The following is a 23,467-nucleotide window of genomic DNA, read 5'->3' as shown; positions in this document are numbered from 1 at the left end:
TTCACTTAAAAAACAACCATGAAAGACACCGCACTTATTGAATTATTTTTAAATGAACTGTGGTTAGAAAAAGGCTTGTCGGATAATACTATTCAATCCTACCGCCTTGATTTAACCGCACTTTCTGATTGGTCTGTGCAGCAAGCACTAACCTTGCTTGAATTAGATGCAGTTCATTTACAACAATTTCTCGGTGAACGTGTGGAAAAGGGCTATAAAGCAACCAGTACAGCTCGTTTACTCAGTGCCATGCGGAAATTATTTCAATATTTGTATCGAGAACAATATCGCCAAGATGACCCCAGTGCCGTGTTAAGTTCTCCCAAATTGCCAAGTCGTTTACCGAAATATTTAAGTGAAGAGCAAGTGGGGGATTTACTGGAATGCCCTAGTACCGATGAACCACTAGAATTACGTGATAAAGCCATGTTGGAGTTATTGTATGCGACAGGCTTGCGAGTTACCGAATTAGTTTCTTTAACTATGGATAATATCAGTTTACAGCAAGGTGTAGTGCGAGTGATTGGTAAAGGTAATAAAGAACGTATTGTGCCTATGGGTGAAGAAGCGAGTTATTGGGTGAATCAATTTGTGTTATATGGTCGCCCGATGTTATTGAATGGACAGAGTTCAGATGTGGTTTTTCCAAGTAAAAGAGCAGTGCAAATGACTCGGCAAACTTTCTGGCATAGGATTAAACATTATGCGATTTTAGCAGAAATTAATACCGAAAGTCTTTCACCTCATGTTCTGCGTCATGCTTTTGCTACGCATTTAGTCAATCATGGGGCAGATCTTCGGGTAGTGCAAATGTTACTTGGGCATAGTGATCTATCAACTACACAAATTTATACTCATGTGGCGAAAGAACGGTTGAAACTTTTACATGAAAAATTCCACCCTCGTGGTTAATAATGTGGAGAAAATACGCAAAACATAAAATAAATTTCGCTTTAAGGTTGAAAACATAGGGCATTTATTGCGATAATTCCACAGTTTTGGTGATCCTTTTTTATCGTTGATAATTTTTACGATATTGGATTAATTTTTTACTTTAATAATAGATGAAAAGAATAACAATGGCAGAAAAACGTAATATTTTTTTAGTCGGTCCAATGGGCGCAGGGAAAAGCACTATTGGTCGCCAGTTGGCACAGCAACTAAGTATGGAATTTGTTGATTCCGATAATGAAATTGAAGCTCGGGCAGGGGCTGATATTGGCTGGATTTTTGATATTGAAGGCGAAGCAGGTTTTCGTAAGCGTGAAGAACGGATTATTAGCGAATTAACGCAACGGCAAGGCATTGTACTCTCAACGGGGGGTGGGGCAGTGCTTTCTAAAGATACACGTAATCATCTCTCTGCGCGTGGTATCGTTATTTATCTACAAACAACGGTAGATAAACAATATGAACGAACTCAGCGTGATAAGAAACGTCCTTTACTACAAGGGGTCGATGATGTTCGTCAAGTTCTGGAAGATTTAGCCGAAGTGCGTAATCCATTATATGAAGAGGTGGCAGATATTGTCTTGCCAACTGATGAGCAAAGTGCGAAATTGATGGCTAATCAAATTATTGATTTGATTGATAATTTCCAAGGTTAATCATTTTTAAAACAATTTAATAGGTGCAATATGTTGACTGTCAATGTTGAATTAAAAGAACGCCGCTATCCAATTTGCATTGGCGAGAATTTGCTAAAAGATCCTACCGTTTATCCGTTGAAATCAGGTGATAAAGTAATGATCGTCAGCAATGAAACTATCGCACCTTTATATTTAGCGACAGTTACGCAAACCCTAGAAAAAATCGGTTGTAACGTGAGTTCAGTATTATTGCCTGACGGTGAAAAATACAAAACTTTACAATCTTTAGATTTAATTTTCACCGCACTTTTAAAACAAAATCATGGACGAGATACCACATTGATTGCGTTGGGTGGTGGTGTAATTGGTGATGTTGCTGGTTATGCGGCAGCCAGCTATCAACGTGGCATTAAATTTATTCAAATTCCTACTACCTTATTGGCTCAAGTCGATTCTTCCGTGGGAGGAAAAACAGCCGTCAATCACCCGTTAGGTAAAAATATGATCGGAGCATTTTATCAACCGATCACCGTGATTATTGATACTTTAACCCTAAATACGTTGCCAAAACGAGAAGTTAATGCGGGTTTGGCGGAAGTCATTAAATACGGGGCAATTTTAGATTTAGCGTTTTTTGATTGGTTGGAACAACACATTGATCAGCTAGTGGCATTAAAACAAGATGAATTGCAATATTGTATAGCTCGCTGTTGTCAAATCAAAGCCGATGTTGTGGCTCGTGATGAAACAGAAAAAGGCGACCGTGCCTTATTAAATCTGGGGCATACATTCGGGCATGCCATTGAAACCCATTTAGGCTATGGTAATTGGTTACATGGTGAAGCGATTGCCGCAGGAATGATGATGGCTGCTGCTTTATCCGAGCAACTGGGTCATATCAGCAAAGCTGAGGTAGGGCGTTTAGAAAAATTATTAGCTCGAGCCAATTTACCCACTGTTAGCCCTGACACAATGCAGCCAGAAGATTATTTACCTCACATGATGCGTGATAAAAAAGTGTTAGCTGGCAAACTTCGCCTTGTATTATTAAAAACTCTAGGACAAGCCTATGTAGAAACAGACACTGATAAATCTTTAGTGTTGGCTGCAATTTCTGCTTGTACTCAAACCAATTAATCTTTTTTCCTATAAATATGGCAAAACAGGCGAAAAAATCAGTTAAAGAGGTCAAAAAATATCGTTCCTTTTTAAAATGGGCGGGAGGAAAATACCGCTTAACCGATGACATTAATCGCCTGTTGCCAAAACGTAAACAATGTCTTATTGAGCCTTTTGTCGGGGCTGGATCGGTGTTTCTGAATAGCCAATTTGAACGTTATATTTTAGCGGATATTAATCCAGATCTGATTAACCTGTTCAATACCATTAAAGCTGATGTTGAAAACTACATAGATAGCCTAAAACCGATTTTTTTTCACCCAGATGCTAACACTGCCAGCTATTATTATGCACGGCGTGATGAATTTAATCAATCGACTGATCCTTTCTTACGCTCGGTATTATTTGTTTATTTAAACCGTTTTGGCTTTAACGGTTTATGCCGTTACAATGCTAGAAATGAATTTAATGTCCCCTTTGGTTCGTATAAAAATCACTATTTCCCCGAACAAGAAATGCGTTATTTTGCTGAGAAAGCAAAAAGTGCGGTGTTTATTTGCGGAGATTTTCAACAAACCTTTGCTTTGGCTGACGAAAATTCAGTGATCTATTGTGATCCACCTTATGCCCCTTTAGTACAAGCGAGTAATTTCACCCAGTATTCAGGCAATGATTTTAGCGTAGTACATCAACAAGCGTTAGCGGATTTAGCCAAACAAACCCAAACAGAGCGAAATATCCCCGTGCTGATTTCTAATCATGATACTAAATTTATCCGACAAATTTATAAAGGAGCAAGTTTACGGAAAATTCGCGTTCAACGTTCTATTAGTCATCAATCTGCTAGTCGAGTGAAAGTTGGGGAAATTATTGCTTTTTTTAAGGTAAAATAAATATTACAAAATATTTAGTTTATGTATTATTAGCGTAAATTTGTAATATATATTTCCTATTGTGGCTAAATTTGATACAATTTGTATTGTAAGACGATACTTAAGGAGAGTTTTATGATACATAACCAATATCCAGCACCCTATTTACAACCAGCCACTGCGATACCTATGTTACTTTGCGATTTTTATAAAGTATCACATCGTGAACAATATCCTGAACACTCTGAAATTATTTATAGCACTTTTACACCTCGCAGCAATCACTTAGCTCCACATTTGGATAGAGCAGTTTCCTTTGGTTTTCAAGCATTTATTGTTAAATATCTGATAAATTATTTTAACCAAAACTTTTTTGCTCGTCCAAAACAGCAGGTAGTTGACGAATATATTGAATTTATTCACCGCACTTTAGCCATTCAAACCACAGGCGAACATATTGCTCAATTACATGATCTAGGTTATTTACCATTACGCATTAAAGCTATTCCCGAGGGGCTTTCCGTAGCAATGCGAGTGCCGATGATGACGATTGAAAATACCCATAAGGATTTTTTCTGGTTGACAAACTATGTGGAAACCTTGATTAATGTATCCTTATGGCAACCAATTACCTCCGCTTCGATTGCGAGAGTTTATCGAAAAACCTTATTGCAATATGCCAAACAAACCTGTGATAACAACGCACATATTGCTTTTCAATCCCATGATTTTTCCATGCGTGGTATGAGTTCCTTAGAAAGTGCCGAAACATCAGGTGCTGGACATTTAACTGCGTTTTTAGGGACAGACACTATTCCAGCCATTTCTTATGTAGATTATTATTATGGTAGCCAAGTATTAGTTGGCACCTCTATTCCCGCCAGTGAACATTCAGTGATGAGTTCCCATGGTGTAGATGAATTGCCAACTTTTCGTTATTTAATGGCAAAATTTCCCAATAATATGCTGTCTATCGTGGCAGATACCACAGATTTTTGGCATAACATTGCGGTAAATTTACCTATTCTGAAAGATGAAATAATGGCTCGCCCTGAACACGCTCGTGTTGTGATCCGCCCTGATAGTGGTGATGCCATGGATATTTTATGTGGCAATTTACAAGCTGAAACCGAGGTAGAACGCAAAGGGCTAGTGGAAAGCCTATGGGATATTTTCGGTGGCACGCTGAATAGTAAAGGCTATAAAGTTTTAGATCCGCATATTGGCGTAATTTATGGTGACGGCGTAAACTTTGAGAAAATGGTGAATATTCTTAATGGATTGAAAGAAAAAGGTTTTGCTTCAAGTAATATTGTATTCGGTGTCGGTTCTCGCACTTACCAAAGTAACACCAGAGATACCTTAGGTTTTGCAGTAAAAGCCACTTCAATTACCATTAATGGTGTAGAAAAAGCGATTTTTAAAGCTCCCAAAACGGATAATGGCTTAAAAAAATCCCAACGGGGACGCGTTAAGGTGCTGGATTTAGATCATTATATTGATGGTTTAACCGCAGAAAGTGATTTTAGCGATGATAAATTACAGCTTATTTTCGAAAACGGTAAATTACATAATCATACTGATTTTGACCAAATTCGTCAGCATGCGATGTTTGATGAGTAAATGAGAGGGCAAAGTGCGGTGTGAAATATCGCACTTTAGTTTGTTTTGTTTAACTCAGGATTGATAGTAAATTTTAATTGTGTAATTTCTGGCATATCTTGCTGAACGTACTGTAGCAATTCATTTTGATGAAATAACAAACCTTGTCGCACCATTGCGTTGGTAACTTCAATATTTAGACTATTCTCAGTGAAATTTGCCAGACGATACAATCCCTTGAACTGGGGGGGGAAGCGTTTTTCTAACTTTTTATTTAATTCATTAATAAATAAGCCTTTTTTCATTATTTTGGCAAGCTCGGAGGTATTTAATAGATCCTTGATATTTACGGCTTTTTGATAGCGTTTTTGTGTCATAGCTTGTTTTCTCGTCAATCACCCATATATTTAACGACATTCTAACGGATTTTCGGTATAATTTGACTAATTTTTTATGAGATAACAGAGAATAATGATTTTAACAAAGGGTAAGCACAATTTTTGGTCGCAATTACTGGTTAGTATGATTGCGATTTTTGCTTTGCCTGATGTTCAGGTGACGGATCGCATAAACGAGTATCCGCAAGAATATCAAAATCAATCTAATCAACAGCAAGTGTTGCGTGCGATTTATCAAATTAAACAGCAAAATCTATCTCTCACTTATCCTGCACAACCTGCTGTGATTTCGAAAAAATTTGTTAAATTTACACCGCACTTTGTGGCAAAGGTTTTTGCCGAATATGCCCCTATTCGTGGTAGCCCTTTCGCATAATTTTTGATTTATCTTTATTTTCCCGCTTTTGATATAAACAAAGGCTCAATATTTTTTATTAAGAGAAACAGAATTATGTTAAGTACTATTGCGACCAAAATTTTTGGTAGTCGAAATGAGCGTGTATTACGCCGTTTAAATAAACAAGTTAAAAAAATCAATGCGTTAGAACCTGCCTTTGAAGCCTTGAGTGATGATGAACTGCGGTCAAAAACTGCTGAGTTTCGTCAACGTTTGAGCCAAGGCGAAACCCTAGAACAATTATTACCCGAAGCCTTTGCTACGGTGCGAGAAGCCTGTAAACGAACCCTTGGTATGCGTCCGTTTGATGTGCAATTAGTGGGCGGTATGGTGTTAACTGATCGTAATATTGCGGAAATGCGTACGGGGGAAGGGAAAACCTTAACTGCCACTTTACCTTGTTATTTGAATGCCTTGACAGGTAAAGGTGTTCATGTTGTGACGGTAAATGATTATTTGGCTCGTCGTGATGCGGAAACTAACCGTCCATTATTTGAATTTTTAGGTATGACCGTTGCGGTCAATGTGCCAGGCTTGCCGCCAGAAGTAAAACGTGAAGCCTATCAAGCGGATATTACTTATGCCACTAACAGTGAATTGGGCTTTGACTATTTGCGAGATAATTTGGCACATTCAGCAGCAGAACGTTTTCAACGTCCATTACATTATGCCTTAGTCGATGAAGTGGATTCCATTTTAATTGATGAAGCACGTACACCGTTAATTATTTCAGGTCCAGCCGAAGATAGTTCTGAATTATATATTGCTATCAATAAATTAGTTCCAATTCTGATTGAACAAGAGAAAGAAGATAGTGATGAATTTCAAGGCGAAGGGGATTATTCCTTAGACTTGAAACACAAGCAAGTGAATATGACCGAACGGGGTCAAGAAAAATGTGAGCAATGGCTGATTGAGCAAGGTTTAATGGGCGAAAATGAGAGCCTGTATTCGCCACAACGTTTAGGTTTGGTACATCATATTAATGCGGCATTACGTGCACATACCTTATTCCAAAAAGACGTAGATTATGTGGTGAAAGATGGTGAGATTGTGATTGTGGACGAACACACGGGGCGGACTATGGCAGGTCGCCGTTGGTCTGACGGTTTGCATCAAGCGATTGAAGCCAAAGAGGGTGTGAAAATTCAAGGGGAAAACCAAACTGTTGCTTCTATTACCTACCAAAACTATTTCCGTTTATACGAAAAATTGGCGGGTATGACGGGGACGGCAGATACAGAAGCATTTGAATTTCAACAAATTTATGGCTTAGAAACCGTGGTTATCCCGACCAATCGTCCAATGATCCGTGATGACCGTACTGATGTGATGTTTGAAACTGAGCAATATAAATTTGATGCGATTATTGAAGACATCAAAGATTGTGTGGCACGTCAACAGCCTGTTTTGGTGGGAACTGTGTCTATTGAGAAATCTGAATTGCTATCAAAAGAACTGAAAAAAGCAGGTATTCCGCATAATGTGTTAAATGCCAAATTCCATGCTCAAGAAGCAGAAATTGTGGCAAACGCAGGTTATCCAGGGGCTGTTACCATAGCGACAAACATGGCTGGGCGTGGTACGGATATCGTGTTAGGCGGTAACTGGAAAGCGGAAATTGATAAATTAGAAAATCCAACTCCAGAACAGATTGAAGCCATTAAATCAGCTTGGCAACAACGTCATGATATTGTGATGCAAGCGGGGGGGTTACATATTATTGGTACAGAACGCCATGAATCACGCCGTATTGACAACCAGTTGCGTGGTCGTTCAGGTCGTCAAGGTGATCCAGGTTCATCTCGTTTTTACCTATCATTAGATGATGCGTTAATGCGGATTTATTTAAATGAAGGTAAATTGAATATGATGCGTAAAGCCTTTAGTACACAAGGCGAAGCTATGGAATCGAAATTATTGGCGAAAGTCATTGCATCGGCTCAAGCGAAAGTAGAAGCCTATAACTTTGATGGACGTAAAAACCTATTGCAATATGATGATGTAGCGAACGATCAACGTCATGCAATTTATGCTCAACGTAATGAGCTATTAGATAACGGAGATGTATCCGAAGCCATTGCTGCGATTCGATCTGATGTGTTTAACGCTGTGATTGATGAATATGTTCCACCGCAATCTTTGGAAGAACAATGGGATATTCCAGCCCTAGAAACACGTTTACGTCAAGACTTTGCCTTGGATTTACCGATTCAACAATGGTTAGAAGAAGATAATCAATTTAATGAAGATACTCTGCGTGAAAGAGTGGTGGAATCTGCGGTGAATGAATATCAACGTAAAGAGCAGATGGTGGGCGAAGAAACCATGCGTAATTTTGAAAAAGGCATCATGTTACAAACCCTTGATGAACTTTGGAAAGAACATTTAGCCGCCATGGATCGTTTACGTCAAGGTATTCATTTACGTAGTTATGCACAAAAAGATCCAAAACAAGAGTATAAAAAAGAATCTTTTGCCATGTTTACTGAAATGCTAGATGCGTTGAAAATGAGTGTAGTGAAAACCTTAAGCCGTGTACAAGTACGTTCTGCTGAAGAAGTAGAGCAAGCTCAACAACAGCAACAACAAATGGCAGAGCGTCAAGCCGAAGCGAGAGAATACAACGGAGCAACTGAAGAAGTGAACGAGCAGGTTGCTATGGCTGAAAGCGAACGCAAAATCGGTCGTAATGAACCTTGTCCTTGTGGTTCGGGCAAGAAATATAAACATTGTCATGGTAATCGGGCTAGCCACGCTTAATTTCTAATATAAAATGACCACAACTTTTGAGCAGAATGTTGCTCTGATTGAGCAATATCTGCAAGCAAATGCACTTCAACAAGCACAAGAATTATTACAATTCTTGTGCGATTTCCCTTTGCGAAATGAAACATTAAGCGATAATCAGCAAGCCTTGTTATGGATTTTGTTAGCAAAATTCTATTGTGCGAATGATAATATTGAGCAAATGTATGTGGTTTTGCAAAATGCGGAAAAATATACGCCAACACCAGAGCTATTTTATCTCAAAGGAAAATATTTTGAAAAAACAGGGCAACATAAACAATCCTTTTGTTGTTATAAAAAGGCATTTGATTTGCAAGATGAAGTCCAACGAAAACATAATCCTGATTATCAATATTCTTACATTCGTTTAATGCAAAAATGTGCTGAAAGTTTAATTGAAATGGTGGAAGTCGTCAGCAATTATGATCGTTTTATTTTATCTTATCCAAATATCCCAGAAGCCTATCACCAACGTTCCGAACAATTAAAAAATCTTGGTCTATATGATTTAGCTTTAAGAGATGCCGAAAAAAGTTTAGCTTTAAAGCCTGATTTTGCTCTTGCGTGGTGTAACAAAGCCTTTATTCTCAACATATTGGGACATTATAAAGAAGGTTGGCAAGCCTATGAATGGCGTTGGAAAGTAGATATTGATACCTTTAAGCAGCCTGATTGGAATTTAACTCGCTGGCAAGGTGAAAATATTGGACAAGCTAAATTATTGATTTATGCCGAACAAGGGTTAGGCGATAATATCCAATTTGTACGTTATGCTATTTTAGCCAAACAGAAAGGATTAAATATCGTTGTGGTTAATCATCTTCCTGTTGAGAAATTAATTAATACCAATTTGGCTCGTTATGGTATTACCACTTCAAATAATGGACAAACTATCAATGGATTAAGTTATTATGTACCAATGATGAGTTTGCCTTATTATTTTGCTACTGAGCTGGATACTATTCCTTGTACCACCGCTTATTTGCAGGCAGAAGATGATGCAACTGCTAGGTGGCAGCAGAAATTACCAGCAACTAATATATTGAAAATTGGCATTGTGTGGTCTGGCTCGGCAGGACACGAGCGTAATCGTTTTCGGAGTTTAGCTTTAAGCCAACTTATGCCTTTATTCGAGTTAAATGCTCAATTTCATTGTTTACAAAAAGAAATTAACCAACAAGATTTTGAATTAGCCTTAAAAATTGATAATCTTTATCTATGGCATAAGCATTTAGATAGTTTTTCAGATACGGCTGGTTTGGTTAGTCAGCTAGATTTAATTATCAGTGTTGATACCGCAGTAGCTCATTTAGCTGGAGCAATGGGAAAGCCAACTTGGATTTTATTAACTTATCATCCTGATTTTCGTTGGCTTATTGATCGAGAAGATAGCCCTTGGTATCGAAGTGTACGCTTATTTCGTCAACGCATGGATTTACAATGGGACTCTGTGCTTGAGCAAGTTTATCAACAGTTATCCGCCAAAATACAGGAATCTAATTATGCCTAAACCATTAGTGCAGGTTGCAGCAGGTATTATTCGTAATGAATTTGGACAAATTTATCTAACACAACGACTTGAGGGGCAAGATTTTGCTCAATCTCTTGAGTTTCCAGGGGGCAAAGTCGATCAAGGCGAAACACCAGAGCAAGCCTTGAAACGTGAAATTGAAGAAGAAATCGGTTTGCATGTGCTAAGTGCGGTGCTTTTTGAGCAATTTTTATTTGAGTATCCGACTAAGATTATTAGCTTCTATTTCTACTTAGTGGAAGAGTGGGTAGGTGAGCCTTTTGGACGTGAAGGACAAGAGGGGTTTTGGCTTGCACAAAATGATCTTGATGCGGGATTATTTCCACCAGCGAATGCAAAGCTGATTGCTCGTTTAAAAGCGGAAAGTGAATCAGTAAATTAAAATGCTTTGATCTTCTATGGACATTAAACGATTAAAATATTTTTGTACTATTTTGGAATGTGGCAGTATCACCAAAGCTTCGGAGATGTTACATATTTCTCAGCCACCGTTATCGAAACGTTTGCAAGAATTAGAAGAAGAAATAGGTATTCAATTATTTATACGCCAAAATGGTAAATTACGCCCTACAGAAACAGGTTTGTTTTTATATAAACAAGCAGTGGAATTGCTTACTCACTTTACCCAAGTGGAGCAAAATATTTTGTATTTATCTCAGCAAAATAGACAATGTTTACAAATTGGCTTGACCCATTTATTTCAGAAGTATTTCACGCCATTAATTTTGCAATGGCAAGCACGATCCCCCGATCTGAAAATTGATGTCATGTTGTCGGATTCTGATCATTTGGAATATTTGTTACAGCAGAGAATTATTGATATTGCGTTAATGCAAAAACCTGAAAATATGCAAGGATATGATTATATTGCCTGTCCTAGCACTGCATTAGCCGCGGTTGTACATAATGATTTAGTTTCTCCAGCTGATCAGCTACATTTAGCGGATTTATCTAAATTGCCGTTGATTTTGCTTAAACGTAGTGGTGGTCGAGGTACTGTGGCTGTGTTGTTAGATAAGTTGCGTAAGAACGGTATTGAACCCAAAGTATTAATGCAAGTTTCACAACCAAGTGTAACCATAGATTGGATTGAGTCAGGAATAAGAGCAGCCGCTTTACTACCCATTTCAGAAGTGAAAAACCTAAAATTATCGAATTGTCATATTTTACCCGTGACCCCAGATCCACAGCTTTTCTTTCCTTGTGTAGTGAGATTATCGACCACGCCAATGCCACCTATATTAGCTGAAATTCTTGCCGATGGTTATCAACCTTAATCTGTTCTTTTCCAGTAAGTTTTTTGAGCAAAAAGCAATTTATTACTGGTAAATTTTAGTTCATCAAATGTGATATGCCAAATATCGGTATGTAATAATTTTGCCATAGTATGTTTTTCGGCATAATGAGCAAGAGCTATTTTATACTCATTAGGATCATCAATTAGCCTAGCATGTGCGGTAAATTGAATACCTTGGATTTCTCGTATGGTTTCGGGCTGCCCTGCGATAGTACCCACAATCTTGGCTTGTTGTAACATCATTCTACCGTGTTTAGTTTGTTGGCTGGTCATAACCCAAAGTGCGGTGTTTTTTTCATCAAAAACATAAAAACAGCTTGCCGCCCACAACTCATTATTGAACATTGTAGTTAAACTAACAACATGATGCGTTTGCAGAAAATCAACGATAGATTGCGGAATCTGAGTCATCATAAATCCTTAGTAAAGAAAAAAGCCACGATTATTATATTAATCAATAGTGGCTTTCATTCAATTTAATTTGCAATATATGTTGCCCATAAATGAGATATTGGCATAACTAAAATTAACCCTGGTAACATATTTGCTACAGGGAAAGATTTTATTCCCATAATACGGAAACCCGTTGCTAACATAATTAATCCGCCACAAGCAGCAAAGTCAGCACGCATTTCTGGTGTTGTTAACGGTACGATTAATGTTGCCAAGAAGAATAATGTCAACTGAATGGCTAATTGCGGTATAGCGATAGTTGAAACGGCATAGCCTAGCGTAATCGCAAAAATGCCCGCAGTAAAGAAGTCTAAAATGGTTTTGATGTATAAAATGGATGGATCGCCTGTCATACCCTCATTCATTGAACCAAATACCCCCGTCCCACTAGCACAGAACAAGACCAAAATAGCCACAAATTTTTCTACAAATTCATCGGGGCTTAAACCTTGTACGGGCGGAAAGATTTTATCTACCACACCACGTAATTTACCAGCCCCTTTGTTAATGCCTTTTTCTAGGTATAACCATTCACCGATGGCTAAACCAAGCACGGAAGCAAGAACTACCGCAGCATAGTATTTTACGCCAGGGATTGCCATGATACCCAAACCAGCAGAAGTTAAACCAAATAATGGATTTAAACTGGCTCGTACACGTTCAGGTAATTTCACCCCCATAAAAGCTCCGAGTAAACCGCCTAACAAGACGGCAGAGCCATTCACAAATGGACCAATTGGCATTGTCATAAGATACTCCTTAAGAATTTAATTGATTATTCATCCATTTCACTTTTACCTTGTTCACCCCAGCGTGGCATCGAAATATGTATATCGAATAAATCCAATGCTCGGGCAACGCTATGTTTTAAAATATCATCAACCGATTGTGGTTTGTTATAAAACGCTGGCACAGGGGGGAAAACAATAGCACCCATTTCCGTAACTTTACGCATATTATCAATATGGGCGAGATTTAACGGTGTTTCTCGAGCCATTAACACTAAACGACGGCGATCTTTTAAGGTGACATCTGCTGCTCTGGTCAATAGGTTATCGCTCATACCATGAGCAATCGCTGCAAGTGAACGCATAGAACAAGGAACAACCAACATTCCGATGGTTTTAAAAGATCCACTGGAAATACTTGCTCCCAGATTTTGAATGGGATGTACCACATCCGCTAATGCACTGATTTCCTCCGCTGAATAATCAGTTTCAAGACGGCGAGTCATTTCTGCCCCTTTGGAAATCACCAAGTGCGTTTCAATATCTTCGATTTTTTGTAACATTTGCAAAGCACAATAACCATATTGAAAGCCACTTGCCCCACTAATTCCAATCACAATACGGCGTTTATTCATTGTTTTTCCCTTTGGTAAAATTAAAAATAGCCTAATTTCCGATCCTATTGATGAAAATTAGGCTGTTAATTATTTAGCTTTCAAAATCAGGTAAAAAGCGTTTCACATCCACTTCTTTAAATTTACAGCGTTGGAAATGGTCTTTTAAGTGGAATGGTACCGTACAGTCAAAAATAGTTTTGCACGATGTTCCAGCTTGGAACAATTTATAGCTATAATCTGGTGATTGTGACGGATCTAATGGGTGACAGCGGACACCTGAAATGGTGACGGTATCAATATCCCCTTGATAACGGGTTTGCATTGCCCATAACACATCATCAGTGTCAAAAATATCGACATCCTCATCAACGACGATAACGTGTTTTAATTCAGGAAATGCAGAAAAAGCCAACAAACCAGCCTGACGTTGACGACCTTCGTCCACGGCGGCTGATTTTTTGAATTGCATGACTGCTAACAATTTACCGCCACCTGAAGTGTGAGCGAATACATTAAGCAAACGACCTGGCATCGCACGTTCTACCATATCTAAAATAGAGGCTTCGGTTGGAATACCCGCCATATTAACGTGTTCTTGACCTGGTCCCACTGTAGTACGTAAAATTGGATTATGCCGAGTGGTGACTGCTTTCACTTTAATAATCGGTAAGGCAGGTTTTGCATCCCCCGTATAACCTGGGAATTCGGGCATCGCTTTACCTGTATTGCTGTTTTGGTCTTCACGCACTCGTATATCTGGTAATAATTCACCTTCAATCACTACTTCCGCATGAGCAATAGCACGTTCATTAATGGAGATACATTTTGTCATTTCAACTGCTTTACCACGTAATCCACCTGCAATCGCTAATTCATCATAGCCTAAAGGTGTTGTTGGCGGTTCAAAGCAAGCTGCCACTTCAATCGCAGGATCTACCCCAATACTAATAGAAATAGGTAATGGTTTGCCCGCAGCTTCCGCTTTTTGACGGAACGCATCAATATGGCGACCTGGCGTTAACCACATCGATAATTCATCTTTACTTTGCACACATAAACGGTGAATAGTAATATCGGATTCGCCTGTATCAGGATCAGAAGCATAGCATAAACCCATGGTAAAATAAGGACCTGCATCTTCAATGGTATTGGTCGGTGCTGGCAAAAGCGTACGTAAATCAAAATCAGGATCGCTAGCTAAATGCACCACCTCTTGACAGGCAGGTTTTACATTTGAGTTTAAAGTTACTGGTGGAATAGCGTGTTTAACGGATTCTCTCAATAGAAAGCCTAAACGTTCAGGCGGACAACCTAAAAAATATCCGATACGTTTACGAGAACCGTTTAAGCCAATGGCAACACGTATATTCGGATAGCCTTTTACTTTATTAAATACCATTGCAGGTCCATTAGTTTTTGTCGGACGTGGTGTTGTGCCACCAGCTCCCACATAACGATAAACACCAGAAAGTTCAGCAATAGGATCAACTTCAACATCAGTTGAGACTAATTCATTCGGGAGAGTTTCTAATAATGCTAAAGCAGAGCGTAAATCATACACTGCTGGTTTTGTGGTTTGTTCAGCCATAATTATCCTCACTTATGTCAATTAATATATAATGAGTATAAATGGCTGAATCTTATTTGACTAATACCGTTTAGGTATTCGCTCTATACCAAAAGAAATCGCTATTATGCTTAGGGTATGTGGACATTTCATATTTTCCAATGTTATTGCTTAAAAATACTACAGACCCTAGGCTAATTGGATTGTGGCAATGGTTTTTTCGAGTTCTTCTCTTGTTCCAATAGTAATCCGAATACAATTCTGCAATCCCAATGCTTTATGTTGATCACGTAAAATAATGCCTTGTTCCCATAATGATCTAAATACTTTTTCACCGTCTTGGAATTTCACTAATACATAATTTGCTTCTGTTTCAAAAATTTGTACCACTGTTGGGATTTTGCTTAATTGTTCAATTAACCACGCACGATTGTTTAGCACATCATTAACCCGTTCTTGCATTTGTGTAATACCTTGTGGTTGCAAGGCTTGAGCAGCAATATCCGATACTGGCACAGGCAATGGATAGGGGGCGATCACTTTTTGCAATATACCGATTAATTCCGCATTGGCAAGGGTAAAACCACAACGTAATCCTGCCAACGCAAAGGCTTTGGAGAGCGTGCGGATAATGGCTAAATGCGGATAATTGGCTAATTCATTCACAAGGCTGGCTTGTGGACAAAACTCAATATAGGCTTCATCCACCACCACAATGGCTTTATTTCTGGTGATGTCGAGCAATTTGAGTAAATCCACACGGTTAACTAATGTACCTGTCGGGTTGTTCGGACTACATACAAACACGACTTTTACCCTATCAAGATTTCGCTCAATTTCGGCTAAATTCAGTTGAAAATCGGCGGTTAAAGGAACAGTTTTTAACGCAATGCCACAAGTTTCTGCACTCACAGAATACATGCCATAGGTCGGTGGGCAATATAAAACATGGTCGTCTGGTTCACAAAATGCCCGAATAATCAGCTCAATACTTTCATCACCGCCACGGGTGACAATCACATTTTCAGGTTTCACACCAGCATAATTCGCATAACCATTAATCACGGCTTCTGGTTGTGGTTCGGGATAGCGGTTAAAAGTGCGGTGCCATAAATCAAAATTTGGTGAAGTAGGATATTCATTGGCATTCAGCCATACATCGCCCTTGCCACCTAAACGGCGAGCGGATTGATATGGCGTAAGTGCCTGTACATTTTTTCGGGAAAGTGGTGAAATTGTCATTGTTTGTTCCTGTTTAATTTTCTTTTTTCAGCATGTGCATAATTAAGCGGATTAGTGTTTCTTTTTGTTTCGGATCAGATTCTGCCACTAACAAGGTCAAGGCGGCTAATCCTGTTTGATTGATCACGGGTTGTCCCAGTTCATCATATAAACGTCCGTTACGATGTAAAAAATCCACAAATAAAAATGCCCCACTGCGTTTGTTACCGTCTGAAAATGGGTGATTTTTTACAATAAAATACAGCAAATGTGCCGCTTTGGCTTCAATACTCGGATAAGCGGGTTCGCCGAAAACGGTTTGTTCCAAGTTGCCTAAAATGGCAGATAAACCGTCTTCACGCTCACGACCGAATAAATCCGATGCTTCGCCCCGAGCCATAAGTTGTTGCTTAAATTCTGCCAAACCTAAACGAGCTTGTTCAAGCGTAGGTAACGTGCCACCTTGTTGGGTTTTTGGTTCAATCAGCAAACCCTCGTCATATTGTTGCAACCATAAAAACGTTTGTGCATAACGGCTGACAATATCCACTAATCCACGCCCACTTTCTAAGGTTAATTCACTCGACTGAGCCGTTTTTTGAATCAGGGCGATGGCTTGTTCTAGCTCATTAGCATTTTGCTGTAAGCGTTTTTGGTTAATCGCATAGCCTTTGACGAGATAGTCTTTTAGGCGTTGGGTTGCCCAGCGACGGAAAGCTACGCCTTGTTGTGATTTAATTCGGTAACCGACTGAAATAATGGTTTCTAAATCATAAAAGGTGACTGGGCGGTCTGCAAAAGCAATTTGCATTTTTTGCAAATTGCTTTTTTCATTAATTTCACCCTCTTCCATTGCATTGCGAATATGACGAGAAATAACAGATACATCTCGTCCAAATAATTGCACCATCTGTGCTTGCGATAACCACACCGTATCTTGTTCAAACCGCACTTCAACTTGAGTTTGTCCGTCTTTGGTTTGGTATATTTCAATCGGGTTTTGCATAATTTTTCCTTGTTAAACTTATAGATACTGTATTTATATCATATAAATAAACTGAAAAATACTGTATATGTAAAATTTATTTTTGTTTTTTCAATTTTGCCAACCTTATGCTCACCGCCTGTTTATGAGCTTCCAGCTGCTCTGCTTGTGCCATGAGTTCTACTGTATAAGCGAGATCTTTAAAGCCTTGCGGGGTGAGTTCTTGTACAGTCATACGTTTGCTAAAATCTGCCAGCCCCAAACTTGATGTGGTTTTGGTATAGCCATAGGTCGGTAAAACATGGTTGGTGCCACTGGCGTAGTCGCCCATGCTTTCGGGAGAATAAGCGCCTAAGAAAATCGATCCTGCATTGTCTAATTGAGGGAGCAAATCACGGGCATTTTCCACTTGCACCACTAAATGCTCGGGAGCATAATCATTACTGATTTCAATGGATTGAGTAATGTTTTCCGCAATAAAGGTACGACTATGGCTTAACGCTTTACGGGCGGTGTCGGCTCTCGGTAACTGGTTTAATTGACGCTCAATGGCGAGTAGCGTATATTCTGCCAGTGTTTCGCTGTTTGTGACTAAAATTACTTGGCTGTCCGCACCATGTTCTGCCTGAGAAAGTAAATCGCTTGCCACAAATTCAGGATCAGCATTTTCATCGGCTAACACCAACACTTCCGATGGTCCTGCTTGCATATCAATGGCAGCCCCGTTGACAGTTTGGCTCACTTGGCGTTTGGCTTCAGTAACGAAACTGTTACCAGGTCCGAAAATCTTATCCACTTTGGCGACTGTTTCCGTGCCAAATGCCATCGCCACAATGGCTTGTGCGCCCCCCACCGCATAAATCGTTTCCACTCCGCAAAGATCCGCCGCATATAAAATCGCATCGGCAATCGGCGGTGGCGAACACAGCACGATTTTTTTACAGCCTGCGATTTTAGCAGGAATAGCCAGCATTAACACGGTGGAAAATAACGGAGCAGACCCCCCAGGGATATACAATCCAACCCGATTAATCGGGCGTGTTACGACCTGACAACGCACGCCTGCCTGCGTTTCAATGTCCACGGGCTGTGGAATTTGTGCTTGATGGAATTTTTCAATATTGGCTTTGGCGTTTTGAATCGCTTGTTTTAGCTCATCGGGCAAACGAGCGGTGGCTTGCTCAATTTGCTGTTTGGAAACGGTTAAACTGTCTAATTTGACCTTATCAAATTTCTCGCTTAACTCAAATAATGCCTTATCGCCATTGGCTAACACATTTTCACGAATCTCATTAACTGCCTGTTGAATATTGGCAGATGAACTGATCGCTGGACGAGTGAGAGCCTGTTTTTTCTCATTTTCGGATAAATTTTTCCAAATTAAGGTTTGCATCATGATGTTTCTTCCTATGCCAACATTTTTTCAATCGGTAACACTAACACTGAGCTAGCACCAATTTCTTTCAGCTGTTCCATGGTTTCCCAAAATAAATTTTCCTGACTGACCACGTGCATGGCAACTTTGCTGTCATCGTGAGCCAATGGCAGAATGGTCGGATTTTCCACACCAGGTAAAAGTGCGGTGATTTCTTCCAATTTATTTTTCGGGGCGTGCAACATAATATATTTGCTTTCCGCCGCCTGTTGCACCCCTTGAATACGGGTTAATAATTTTTCCACCAGTGCTTGTTTTTCATCAGATAAAGGTTCGGCACGTTGAATTAGGCAAGCCTTTGATTTATAAATAACTTCCACTTCTTTTAAACCATTGGCTTCCAAGGTTGCCCCTGATGACACCAAATCACAAATGGCATTGGCTAAATTGGCAGTCGGGGCGACTTCCACTGAACCATTTAAAAAACAGTTTTTATAGGATACACCTTTGGCAGCCATATAGCGTTTAAGTAAATTGGGGTACGAAGTAGCAATACGTTTATTGTGCAAATCCTGCACGCCGTTATATTGCTCGTCACGATCCACTGCAATAGATAAACGGCAGCCACCAAAATCCAAGGTACGCAGTTTTTTATATTCCACCGTTTCCCCTGCATTTTGACGACCCAGTTCTTCTTCTTCCAACACATTTTCGCCGATAATACCGAGATCTACCACGCCGTCAAATACTAAACCCGGAATATCGTCATCACGCACGCGTAAAATATCAATCGGCATATTTTCCGAATAAGCAATTAAACGCTGTTCGTTCCAGTTGATTTTTACCCCACATTGTTTAAGCAACTCGTTACATTCTTTGCTTAAACGCCCTTTTTTTTGTAATGCAATGCGTAATCTTTTGCTATTTGACATTGTTATTTCCTTAGGTCAACAGACCCTATTAAACGTATAAAAAAACCTTTCGAAATTTGACTTCCGAAAGGTTTATATTGCTGATTCGCCACACTTATTTTGCCACTTCGGAAGTTTTATCTTCCGAGTAGCACCATCCGCCCGAAAGATTAGGTTCGGTGATGGTGATGATGAAACGTAAAAGTGCGGTTGAAATTCATTGTATTTTCCTAAAGTGGATTTTTGCTTGCCTTTTAAAATACTGAAATCTACTTTATCTTGCAAGCGTTTTTTTGTTTATTTTTTCTTTTATTTGGGGGAATAATATTTTTCAAGGGTTTTTTGAACGTAATCTTGTGCAAAATTGAGGTGTAATTTCGCCAAAATTGAGCGAATAGGGGCAATATCAATGGAATAATAAGATCCTTTCGGAATAGATTGATAAAGTGCGGTGATTTTTGTGATATTTTCTAACATCATGACAATATTTTGCACATTGATCATCTTATCCGTAGCAACATTAATGATCTGATTGGTAAACAAAGGATTGGCTAGGATTTCGTTTAAAATCGTGACCACGTCATCAATATCAATTAAATTCCGATAACTTTCTTGCCATAGGGTAAAAGGTTGCTGATGAATAATGGCTTGATAGAGGAAATTCACGATAGTTGGGCTAGTGGCATTACCCACGACTTGTGGTAAACGCACAATTAAGTATTGCTGGGTTAATCGTTGTACTTGCTGTTCCATATTCTGTTTATGTTGCACATAAGGTGAATTTTGTAGGGACGGATCGTAGAGACTACAAGTGCTAAAATAAACTAATTTTTGGTCGGGATGGTGTAAAATCGTTTGCTCAAGTAATTGGCTTTCTCTGGCAAATAAAGTGCGGTCTTTTTCTTGTGAGTTTGATACGCCACTGGCAAAAATAATATGCTTAGGATCTTCTGCATAGCCAGAAAATGCCTTTGCCATCATGCCTTGACCTACAATCATGCTATTTTTCTCGCCTTAATGAACAATAACACAGGACGGTGTTGTAAATCCTTAAATTCTGCTTGCCATTCGGCTTGATCTGCTAACATAGGTTCTGCCATTTGTTCAATTTGAAAGCCTGTTTCGATAAGCCCATTGATAATGGTTGCGGTGGTTCTATGATAGGTTTTAAAGGGTTGTTGAAACCAGCTTCGATCTCGCTCACCCTCATCTCGATAATAATTTAAACGATAGGCAACCTGTTCTTTTTGTTCATTTTTCTCCCAGCGTTCACCGCCTTGGTAAGCGGTGACGATAGGGTGTTCTTGGGAAAAAATAAGCCGACCATTGGGCTTTAATTTGCGATAAATCTGGCTTAATAGTTGGCGAAAATCTTGCACGTAATGAAAGGCAAAGGAACTGGTAATCACATCAAAATCGGTTTCTTTAAGGTCGGCTAAGTTTTCCATGGAAAGTTGATGCAAGGCAAAGCGTGACTTAGCAAAATGGGGTTCAGAAAAGTGCGGTGTAAAATCGGCAAGATTTTTTTCTGCCTGTTGTAACATTGCCAAAGACAGATCTATGCCAACCACAAAATCGGCTTTTTGTGCTAAATACAATGCCAAGTGTTCGCCTGTACCACAACCGAGATCCAGCAGTTTTTTGCCTGTTAAATCAGGCAATAAAGACAACATTGTGGGTTTCTCCACAATGTTGTTTAAACTGATTGGATTGGCACGAAGTTTTTGATAAAACTCAAAAAAGTTTTCTTTATCGTAAACTGAAATGTGCATTAAAATTAGCCTTTAAAATCTGCAATCCAGCCAAATTGCATACCGAGTTGAGCCACGATATTTAAAATCGCAAATAGGAAAATAAAGTAAATCATAAAGTTACCACCGAATGCGGTGTATTTACTTTGACCAAATCGTTCACGGCTGGCTTTCGCTAATAAGGCTGGCACAATCCCTGCCCATACGGTGGCGGCTAAACCAGCATAACCGATAGCGATCACAAAGCCATAAGGGAATTGGAGGCTTAATAATAATGGCGGTAGGAACACTACTAATGCCGTTTTGGCACGCCCTAATCCGCTGTCGTCAAATTTAAACAAGTCAGCGATATAGTCAAATAAACCGAGCGTCACCCCTAAGAAAGAGCTGGCAATCGCCATATAAGCGAAGAAACGCAGAGCGAGAGCAATGTAATCGGTTTGCATATATTGATGTAACGCATCAAGTAATGCCGCAATGTCGCCACCTTTTGCAATCACAGGGGCAAATTCACTGCGAGGTAAATTGCCTTGCACCGCATATTGCCACAACACATAAATCACTAACGCCGTTGCGGTGCCTAACACTACGGATTTTACCACTTTAGCTGCGTTGCGATCATAGTATTTCACAAGGCTAGGTACATTTTGATGAAAGCCAAAGGACACTAAACACACAGGCAACGCCACCATAGCGTAAGGTAAATAAGCAGTATCCGCTGGGGCAAGTTGATCCAATAGAATTTCAGGTTTGGCGGAGGAAATTAAACTGGCGACAGACAGGAAAAACGCAATCGCCATACCTGCGATTAATACCGTACTAAAGCGATCCACGGCTTTGGTGGAGAACCAGACGAACAAAGCTAATACCACAGCAAAGATTAACGATCCCGAAGTTCGTCCAATTTCCACCGCACTTTGTTCGTTGCTTAACAGCTGATTAATAAAGCCTTCGGTAATACCACCGCCTGAGGTAATGTAGGCATAGGTTAAAATGTACATTACAAAGGCAAGGGATAAGCCATTGAGGACGTTCCAACCATTGCCGAGTAAGTCTTTGACAATGGTATTAAAACTCGATCCAGTCGGGTAGTGTAAATTGGCTTCTAATAACATTAAACCTGATGAAGTCATACAAAACCAAGTATAAAGCAAAATCAGCAATGAGCCAGTAAACCAAACACCAGCAGTGGAAATCGGGTTGGCGAGCATTCCTGCCCCGATGGTACCACCCGCAATAATCATAATACCGCCGAGTAAAGACGGTTGTTTTTGTGTTGTCATGAGATAATTCCTAGGGTTATTTTAAAATTGCACTATTATAGTAGTACAATAAAATAATTACAACCGTTGTTTTTCGCCACCAAATTCATCTAGTAAATGTTCGGTTAATTTTGCTAATTCACCAGTCATCAAAATAAAATCTGCATCAAAGCGTTGAGCGACATCTTCTTGCAGAATATCATCATTTTTCTCACGAATATTATCGGCGAATTTTAAGCGTTTAAGCGTGCCGTCATCGTTTAATACAAAGCTCAAATGATCTTCCCAGTCTAGCAATAATTTGGTGACAAATTTGCCACTTTGCAAATGAGAGAGCATTTCTTCACTTTCCAGCGATTGATTTTTATAACGAATAATGCCTTGATTATCTGAGGCTTTTAATTCTCCTTCTTCAAGTGCTGTGAAAAATGACGGTATTTTTTGTTTCACCAACCAATCGGTCATCACGATAGAGGGTTCATTGGCAAAAGCTAACGGCACCACAGGTAACGATCCTAACGATTTACGCAACAATGCCAACACATCTTCGGCTCGTTTATAAGAGGCTGCATTAACATAAATTAAATTGGTTTCGGTGTTAATCCAAATCGCCGTTTGCTGATGTTTACTAAAAGCTCGGGGCAACAACATCGCCACCACATCATCTTTCAATGCCTGTTTTTCCGTCTTTTTCAGTTTGCGATTTTCTTTTTCTTCCAACTGGCGAATGCGTTCGTCTAACTCTTGTTTAATCACATGATTCGGCAAAATTTTATCTTCTTTATGGGCTACTAATAGAAGCTGTTTACCGTTGGAAAAATAGAGTAAATCAGCATTACGTAAGGGCTTTGCCCAGCCGAATTTACTGGTGTCTGACTGATTACAGGGATGATATTCGTTTTGTGAAAGGCAGTTTTGTAATAGGCTATCCGACCAATCAAGATTTTTGGTTAAACGATAAATAATGGCGTTTTTGAACCACATAGAATGTCCTTAAAAGAT

Annotated in this window: 23 protein-coding genes and 1 other annotated feature; of the genes, 10 read left to right on the top strand and 13 right to left on the bottom strand. The window is 39.4% G+C overall.

The window, feature by feature from the left end; translation table 11 throughout:
* Positions 1–18 precede the first annotated feature (18 nt).
* The 5 genes from xerD (at position 19) to O1Q81_RS09600 (ending at position 5,203) form a co-directional block, all read left to right on the top strand.
* Complete coding sequence (gene xerD / locus O1Q81_RS09620) at positions 19–912, top strand: site-specific tyrosine recombinase XerD (protein WP_386687346.1); 894 nt, start codon at positions 19–21, stop codon at positions 910–912.
* Between the two features lie 167 nt (positions 913–1,079).
* Complete coding sequence (gene aroK, locus O1Q81_RS09615; protein ID WP_386687344.1) at positions 1,080–1,607, top strand: shikimate kinase AroK; 528 nt, start codon at positions 1,080–1,082, stop codon at positions 1,605–1,607.
* Between the two features lie 30 nt (positions 1,608–1,637).
* Entirely contained in the window at positions 1,638–2,726 is a 1,089-nt protein-coding gene (gene aroB / locus O1Q81_RS09610; protein WP_386697358.1) for a 3-dehydroquinate synthase, read from the top strand.
* Positions 2,727–2,743: 17 nt separating this feature from the next.
* Positions 2,744–3,601: a Dam family site-specific DNA-(adenine-N6)-methyltransferase gene (locus O1Q81_RS09605; protein WP_386697356.1), complete on the top strand. Its 858-nt coding sequence runs from the start codon at positions 2,744–2,746 to the stop codon at positions 3,599–3,601.
* Positions 3,602–3,715: 114 nt separating this feature from the next.
* Positions 3,716–5,203, top strand: a complete 1,488-nt coding sequence (locus O1Q81_RS09600; RefSeq protein ID WP_386697354.1) for a nicotinate phosphoribosyltransferase — start codon at positions 3,716–3,718, stop codon at positions 5,201–5,203.
* A gap of 35 nt (positions 5,204–5,238) precedes the next feature.
* Here the strand turns inward: O1Q81_RS09600 and O1Q81_RS09595 are convergent, their stop codons facing one another.
* Entirely contained in the window at positions 5,239–5,559 is a 321-nt protein-coding gene (locus tag O1Q81_RS09595) for a DciA family protein (protein WP_386694737.1), read from the bottom strand.
* Between the two features lie 94 nt (positions 5,560–5,653).
* On the opposite strand from O1Q81_RS09595, the gene secM reads away from it, so the two are divergent.
* The 5 genes from secM (at position 5,654) to O1Q81_RS09570 (ending at position 11,575) form a co-directional block, all read left to right on the top strand.
* Entirely contained in the window at positions 5,654–5,956 is a 303-nt protein-coding gene (secM, locus tag O1Q81_RS09590) for a secA translation cis-regulator SecM (protein WP_386687334.1), read from the top strand.
* A gap of 75 nt (positions 5,957–6,031) precedes the next feature.
* The gene (secA, locus tag O1Q81_RS09585; RefSeq protein WP_386697353.1) at positions 6,032–8,740 is read left to right on the top strand and encodes a preprotein translocase subunit SecA; all 2,709 of its coding nucleotides are present in this window, start codon (positions 6,032–6,034) and stop codon (positions 8,738–8,740) included.
* Between the two features lie 13 nt (positions 8,741–8,753).
* The gene (locus O1Q81_RS09580; protein WP_386697351.1) at positions 8,754–10,277 is read left to right on the top strand and encodes a glycosyltransferase family 9 protein; all 1,524 of its coding nucleotides are present in this window, start codon (positions 8,754–8,756) and stop codon (positions 10,275–10,277) included.
* The gene (mutT, locus tag O1Q81_RS09575) at positions 10,270–10,680 is read left to right on the top strand and encodes an 8-oxo-dGTP diphosphatase MutT (RefSeq protein ID WP_386687328.1); all 411 of its coding nucleotides are present in this window, start codon (positions 10,270–10,272) and stop codon (positions 10,678–10,680) included. The genes O1Q81_RS09580 and mutT overlap by 8 nt, the downstream gene beginning before the upstream one ends.
* An 85-nt stretch (positions 10,681–10,765) precedes the next feature.
* Positions 10,766–11,575, top strand: coding sequence for a LysR substrate-binding domain-containing protein (locus O1Q81_RS09570; protein ID WP_386687326.1), 810 nt, complete (start codon positions 10,766–10,768; stop codon positions 11,573–11,575).
* Here O1Q81_RS09570 and O1Q81_RS09565 read toward each other — a convergent pair.
* The 12 genes from O1Q81_RS09565 to rdgC all read right to left on the bottom strand — a co-directional run bounded on the left by O1Q81_RS09565 (position 11,572) and on the right by rdgC (position 23,449).
* Positions 11,572–12,009 carry a hypothetical protein gene (locus tag O1Q81_RS09565; RefSeq protein ID WP_386697348.1) on the bottom strand — a complete coding sequence of 146 codons (438 nt, stop codon included), beginning with the start codon at positions 12,007–12,009 and terminating at the stop codon, positions 11,572–11,574. The genes O1Q81_RS09570 and O1Q81_RS09565 overlap by 4 nt on opposite strands.
* A gap of 62 nt (positions 12,010–12,071) precedes the next feature.
* Complete coding sequence (locus tag O1Q81_RS09560; RefSeq protein WP_386696187.1) at positions 12,072–12,791, bottom strand: DUF554 domain-containing protein; 720 nt, start codon at positions 12,789–12,791, stop codon at positions 12,072–12,074.
* A gap of 32 nt (positions 12,792–12,823) precedes the next feature.
* Positions 12,824–13,411: a UbiX family flavin prenyltransferase gene (locus O1Q81_RS09555; RefSeq protein WP_386687322.1), complete on the bottom strand. Its 588-nt coding sequence runs from the start codon at positions 13,409–13,411 to the stop codon at positions 12,824–12,826.
* Between the two features lie 73 nt (positions 13,412–13,484).
* On the bottom strand, positions 13,485–14,981 hold the full coding sequence (locus tag O1Q81_RS09550; protein ID WP_386687320.1) for a UbiD family decarboxylase: 1,497 nt from the start codon (positions 14,979–14,981) through the stop codon (positions 13,485–13,487).
* Positions 14,982–15,149: 168 nt separating this feature from the next.
* Positions 15,150–16,202: a histidinol-phosphate transaminase gene (gene hisC / locus O1Q81_RS09545; protein WP_386697345.1), complete on the bottom strand. Its 1,053-nt coding sequence runs from the start codon at positions 16,200–16,202 to the stop codon at positions 15,150–15,152.
* A 13-nt stretch (positions 16,203–16,215) separates the two neighbouring features.
* A complete protein-coding gene (rhuM, locus tag O1Q81_RS09540; RefSeq protein WP_386697342.1) occupies positions 16,216–17,187 on the bottom strand; it encodes a RhuM family protein in 972 nt (323 codons plus the stop codon).
* A 76-nt stretch (positions 17,188–17,263) separates the two neighbouring features.
* A complete protein-coding gene (gene hisD / locus O1Q81_RS09535) occupies positions 17,264–18,559 on the bottom strand; it encodes a histidinol dehydrogenase (protein WP_386698646.1) in 1,296 nt (431 codons plus the stop codon).
* Between the two features lie 14 nt (positions 18,560–18,573).
* On the bottom strand, positions 18,574–19,473 hold the full coding sequence (gene hisG / locus O1Q81_RS09530) for an ATP phosphoribosyltransferase (protein ID WP_386697340.1): 900 nt from the start codon (positions 19,471–19,473) through the stop codon (positions 18,574–18,576).
* A gap of 37 nt (positions 19,474–19,510) precedes the next feature.
* Positions 19,511–19,647 (bottom strand) — a sequence feature (His leader region).
* A 114-nt stretch (positions 19,648–19,761) separates the two neighbouring features.
* Entirely contained in the window at positions 19,762–20,451 is a 690-nt protein-coding gene (locus tag O1Q81_RS09525) for an NAD-dependent epimerase/dehydratase family protein (RefSeq protein WP_386697337.1), read from the bottom strand.
* A complete protein-coding gene (locus tag O1Q81_RS09520; RefSeq protein WP_386697334.1) occupies positions 20,448–21,224 on the bottom strand; it encodes a class I SAM-dependent methyltransferase in 777 nt (258 codons plus the stop codon). The genes O1Q81_RS09525 and O1Q81_RS09520 overlap by 4 nt, the downstream gene beginning before the upstream one ends.
* A gap of 5 nt (positions 21,225–21,229) precedes the next feature.
* Complete coding sequence (locus O1Q81_RS09515; RefSeq protein WP_386687310.1) at positions 21,230–22,486, bottom strand: aromatic amino acid transporter; 1,257 nt, start codon at positions 22,484–22,486, stop codon at positions 21,230–21,232.
* 57 nt (positions 22,487–22,543) lie between these two features.
* The gene (gene rdgC / locus O1Q81_RS09510; RefSeq protein ID WP_386697332.1) at positions 22,544–23,449 is read right to left on the bottom strand and encodes a recombination-associated protein RdgC; all 906 of its coding nucleotides are present in this window, start codon (positions 23,447–23,449) and stop codon (positions 22,544–22,546) included.
* Between the last annotated feature and the right edge of the window lie 18 nt (positions 23,450–23,467).

It is taken from the genome of Lonepinella sp. MS14436 (genome assembly GCF_042470565.1).
Classification (GTDB): Bacteria; Pseudomonadota; Gammaproteobacteria; order Enterobacterales; family Pasteurellaceae; genus Lonepinella.
This window is presented reverse-complemented; position numbering and strand designations above follow the sequence as displayed.

Coding starts and splice junctions, on each gene's coding strand:
- xerD (WP_386687346.1), top strand. CDS start 19: ATGAAAGACACCGCACTTATTGAATTATTTTTAAATGAACTGTGGTTA.
- aroK (WP_386687344.1), top strand. CDS start 1,080: ATGGCAGAAAAACGTAATATTTTTTTAGTCGGTCCAATGGGCGCAGGG.
- aroB (WP_386697358.1), top strand. CDS start 1,638: ATGTTGACTGTCAATGTTGAATTAAAAGAACGCCGCTATCCAATTTGC.
- O1Q81_RS09605 (WP_386697356.1), top strand. CDS start 2,744: ATGGCAAAACAGGCGAAAAAATCAGTTAAAGAGGTCAAAAAATATCGT.
- O1Q81_RS09600 (WP_386697354.1), top strand. CDS start 3,716: ATGATACATAACCAATATCCAGCACCCTATTTACAACCAGCCACTGCG.
- O1Q81_RS09595 (WP_386694737.1), bottom strand. CDS start 5,559: ATGACACAAAAACGCTATCAAAAAGCCGTAAATATCAAGGATCTATTA.
- secM (WP_386687334.1), top strand. CDS start 5,654: ATGATTTTAACAAAGGGTAAGCACAATTTTTGGTCGCAATTACTGGTT.
- secA (WP_386697353.1), top strand. CDS start 6,032: ATGTTAAGTACTATTGCGACCAAAATTTTTGGTAGTCGAAATGAGCGT.
- O1Q81_RS09580 (WP_386697351.1), top strand. CDS start 8,754: ATGACCACAACTTTTGAGCAGAATGTTGCTCTGATTGAGCAATATCTG.
- mutT (WP_386687328.1), top strand. CDS start 10,270: ATGCCTAAACCATTAGTGCAGGTTGCAGCAGGTATTATTCGTAATGAA.
- O1Q81_RS09570 (WP_386687326.1), top strand. CDS start 10,766: ATGTTACATATTTCTCAGCCACCGTTATCGAAACGTTTGCAAGAATTA.
- O1Q81_RS09565 (WP_386697348.1), bottom strand. CDS start 12,009: ATGATGACTCAGATTCCGCAATCTATCGTTGATTTTCTGCAAACGCAT.
- O1Q81_RS09560 (WP_386696187.1), bottom strand. CDS start 12,791: ATGCCAATTGGTCCATTTGTGAATGGCTCTGCCGTCTTGTTAGGCGGT.
- O1Q81_RS09555 (WP_386687322.1), bottom strand. CDS start 13,411: ATGAATAAACGCCGTATTGTGATTGGAATTAGTGGGGCAAGTGGCTTT.
- O1Q81_RS09550 (WP_386687320.1), bottom strand. CDS start 14,981: ATGGCTGAACAAACCACAAAACCAGCAGTGTATGATTTACGCTCTGCT.
- hisC (WP_386697345.1), bottom strand. CDS start 16,202: ATGACAATTTCACCACTTTCCCGAAAAAATGTACAGGCACTTACGCCA.
- rhuM (WP_386697342.1), bottom strand. CDS start 17,187: ATGCAAAACCCGATTGAAATATACCAAACCAAAGACGGACAAACTCAA.
- hisD (WP_386698646.1), bottom strand. CDS start 18,559: ATGCAAACCTTAATTTGGAAAAATTTATCCGAAAATGAGAAAAAACAG.
- hisG (WP_386697340.1), bottom strand. CDS start 19,473: ATGTCAAATAGCAAAAGATTACGCATTGCATTACAAAAAAAAGGGCGT.
- O1Q81_RS09525 (WP_386697337.1), bottom strand. CDS start 20,451: ATGATTGTAGGTCAAGGCATGATGGCAAAGGCATTTTCTGGCTATGCA.
- O1Q81_RS09520 (WP_386697334.1), bottom strand. CDS start 21,224: ATGCACATTTCAGTTTACGATAAAGAAAACTTTTTTGAGTTTTATCAA.
- O1Q81_RS09515 (WP_386687310.1), bottom strand. CDS start 22,486: ATGACAACACAAAAACAACCGTCTTTACTCGGCGGTATTATGATTATT.
- rdgC (WP_386697332.1), bottom strand. CDS start 23,449: ATGTGGTTCAAAAACGCCATTATTTATCGTTTAACCAAAAATCTTGAT.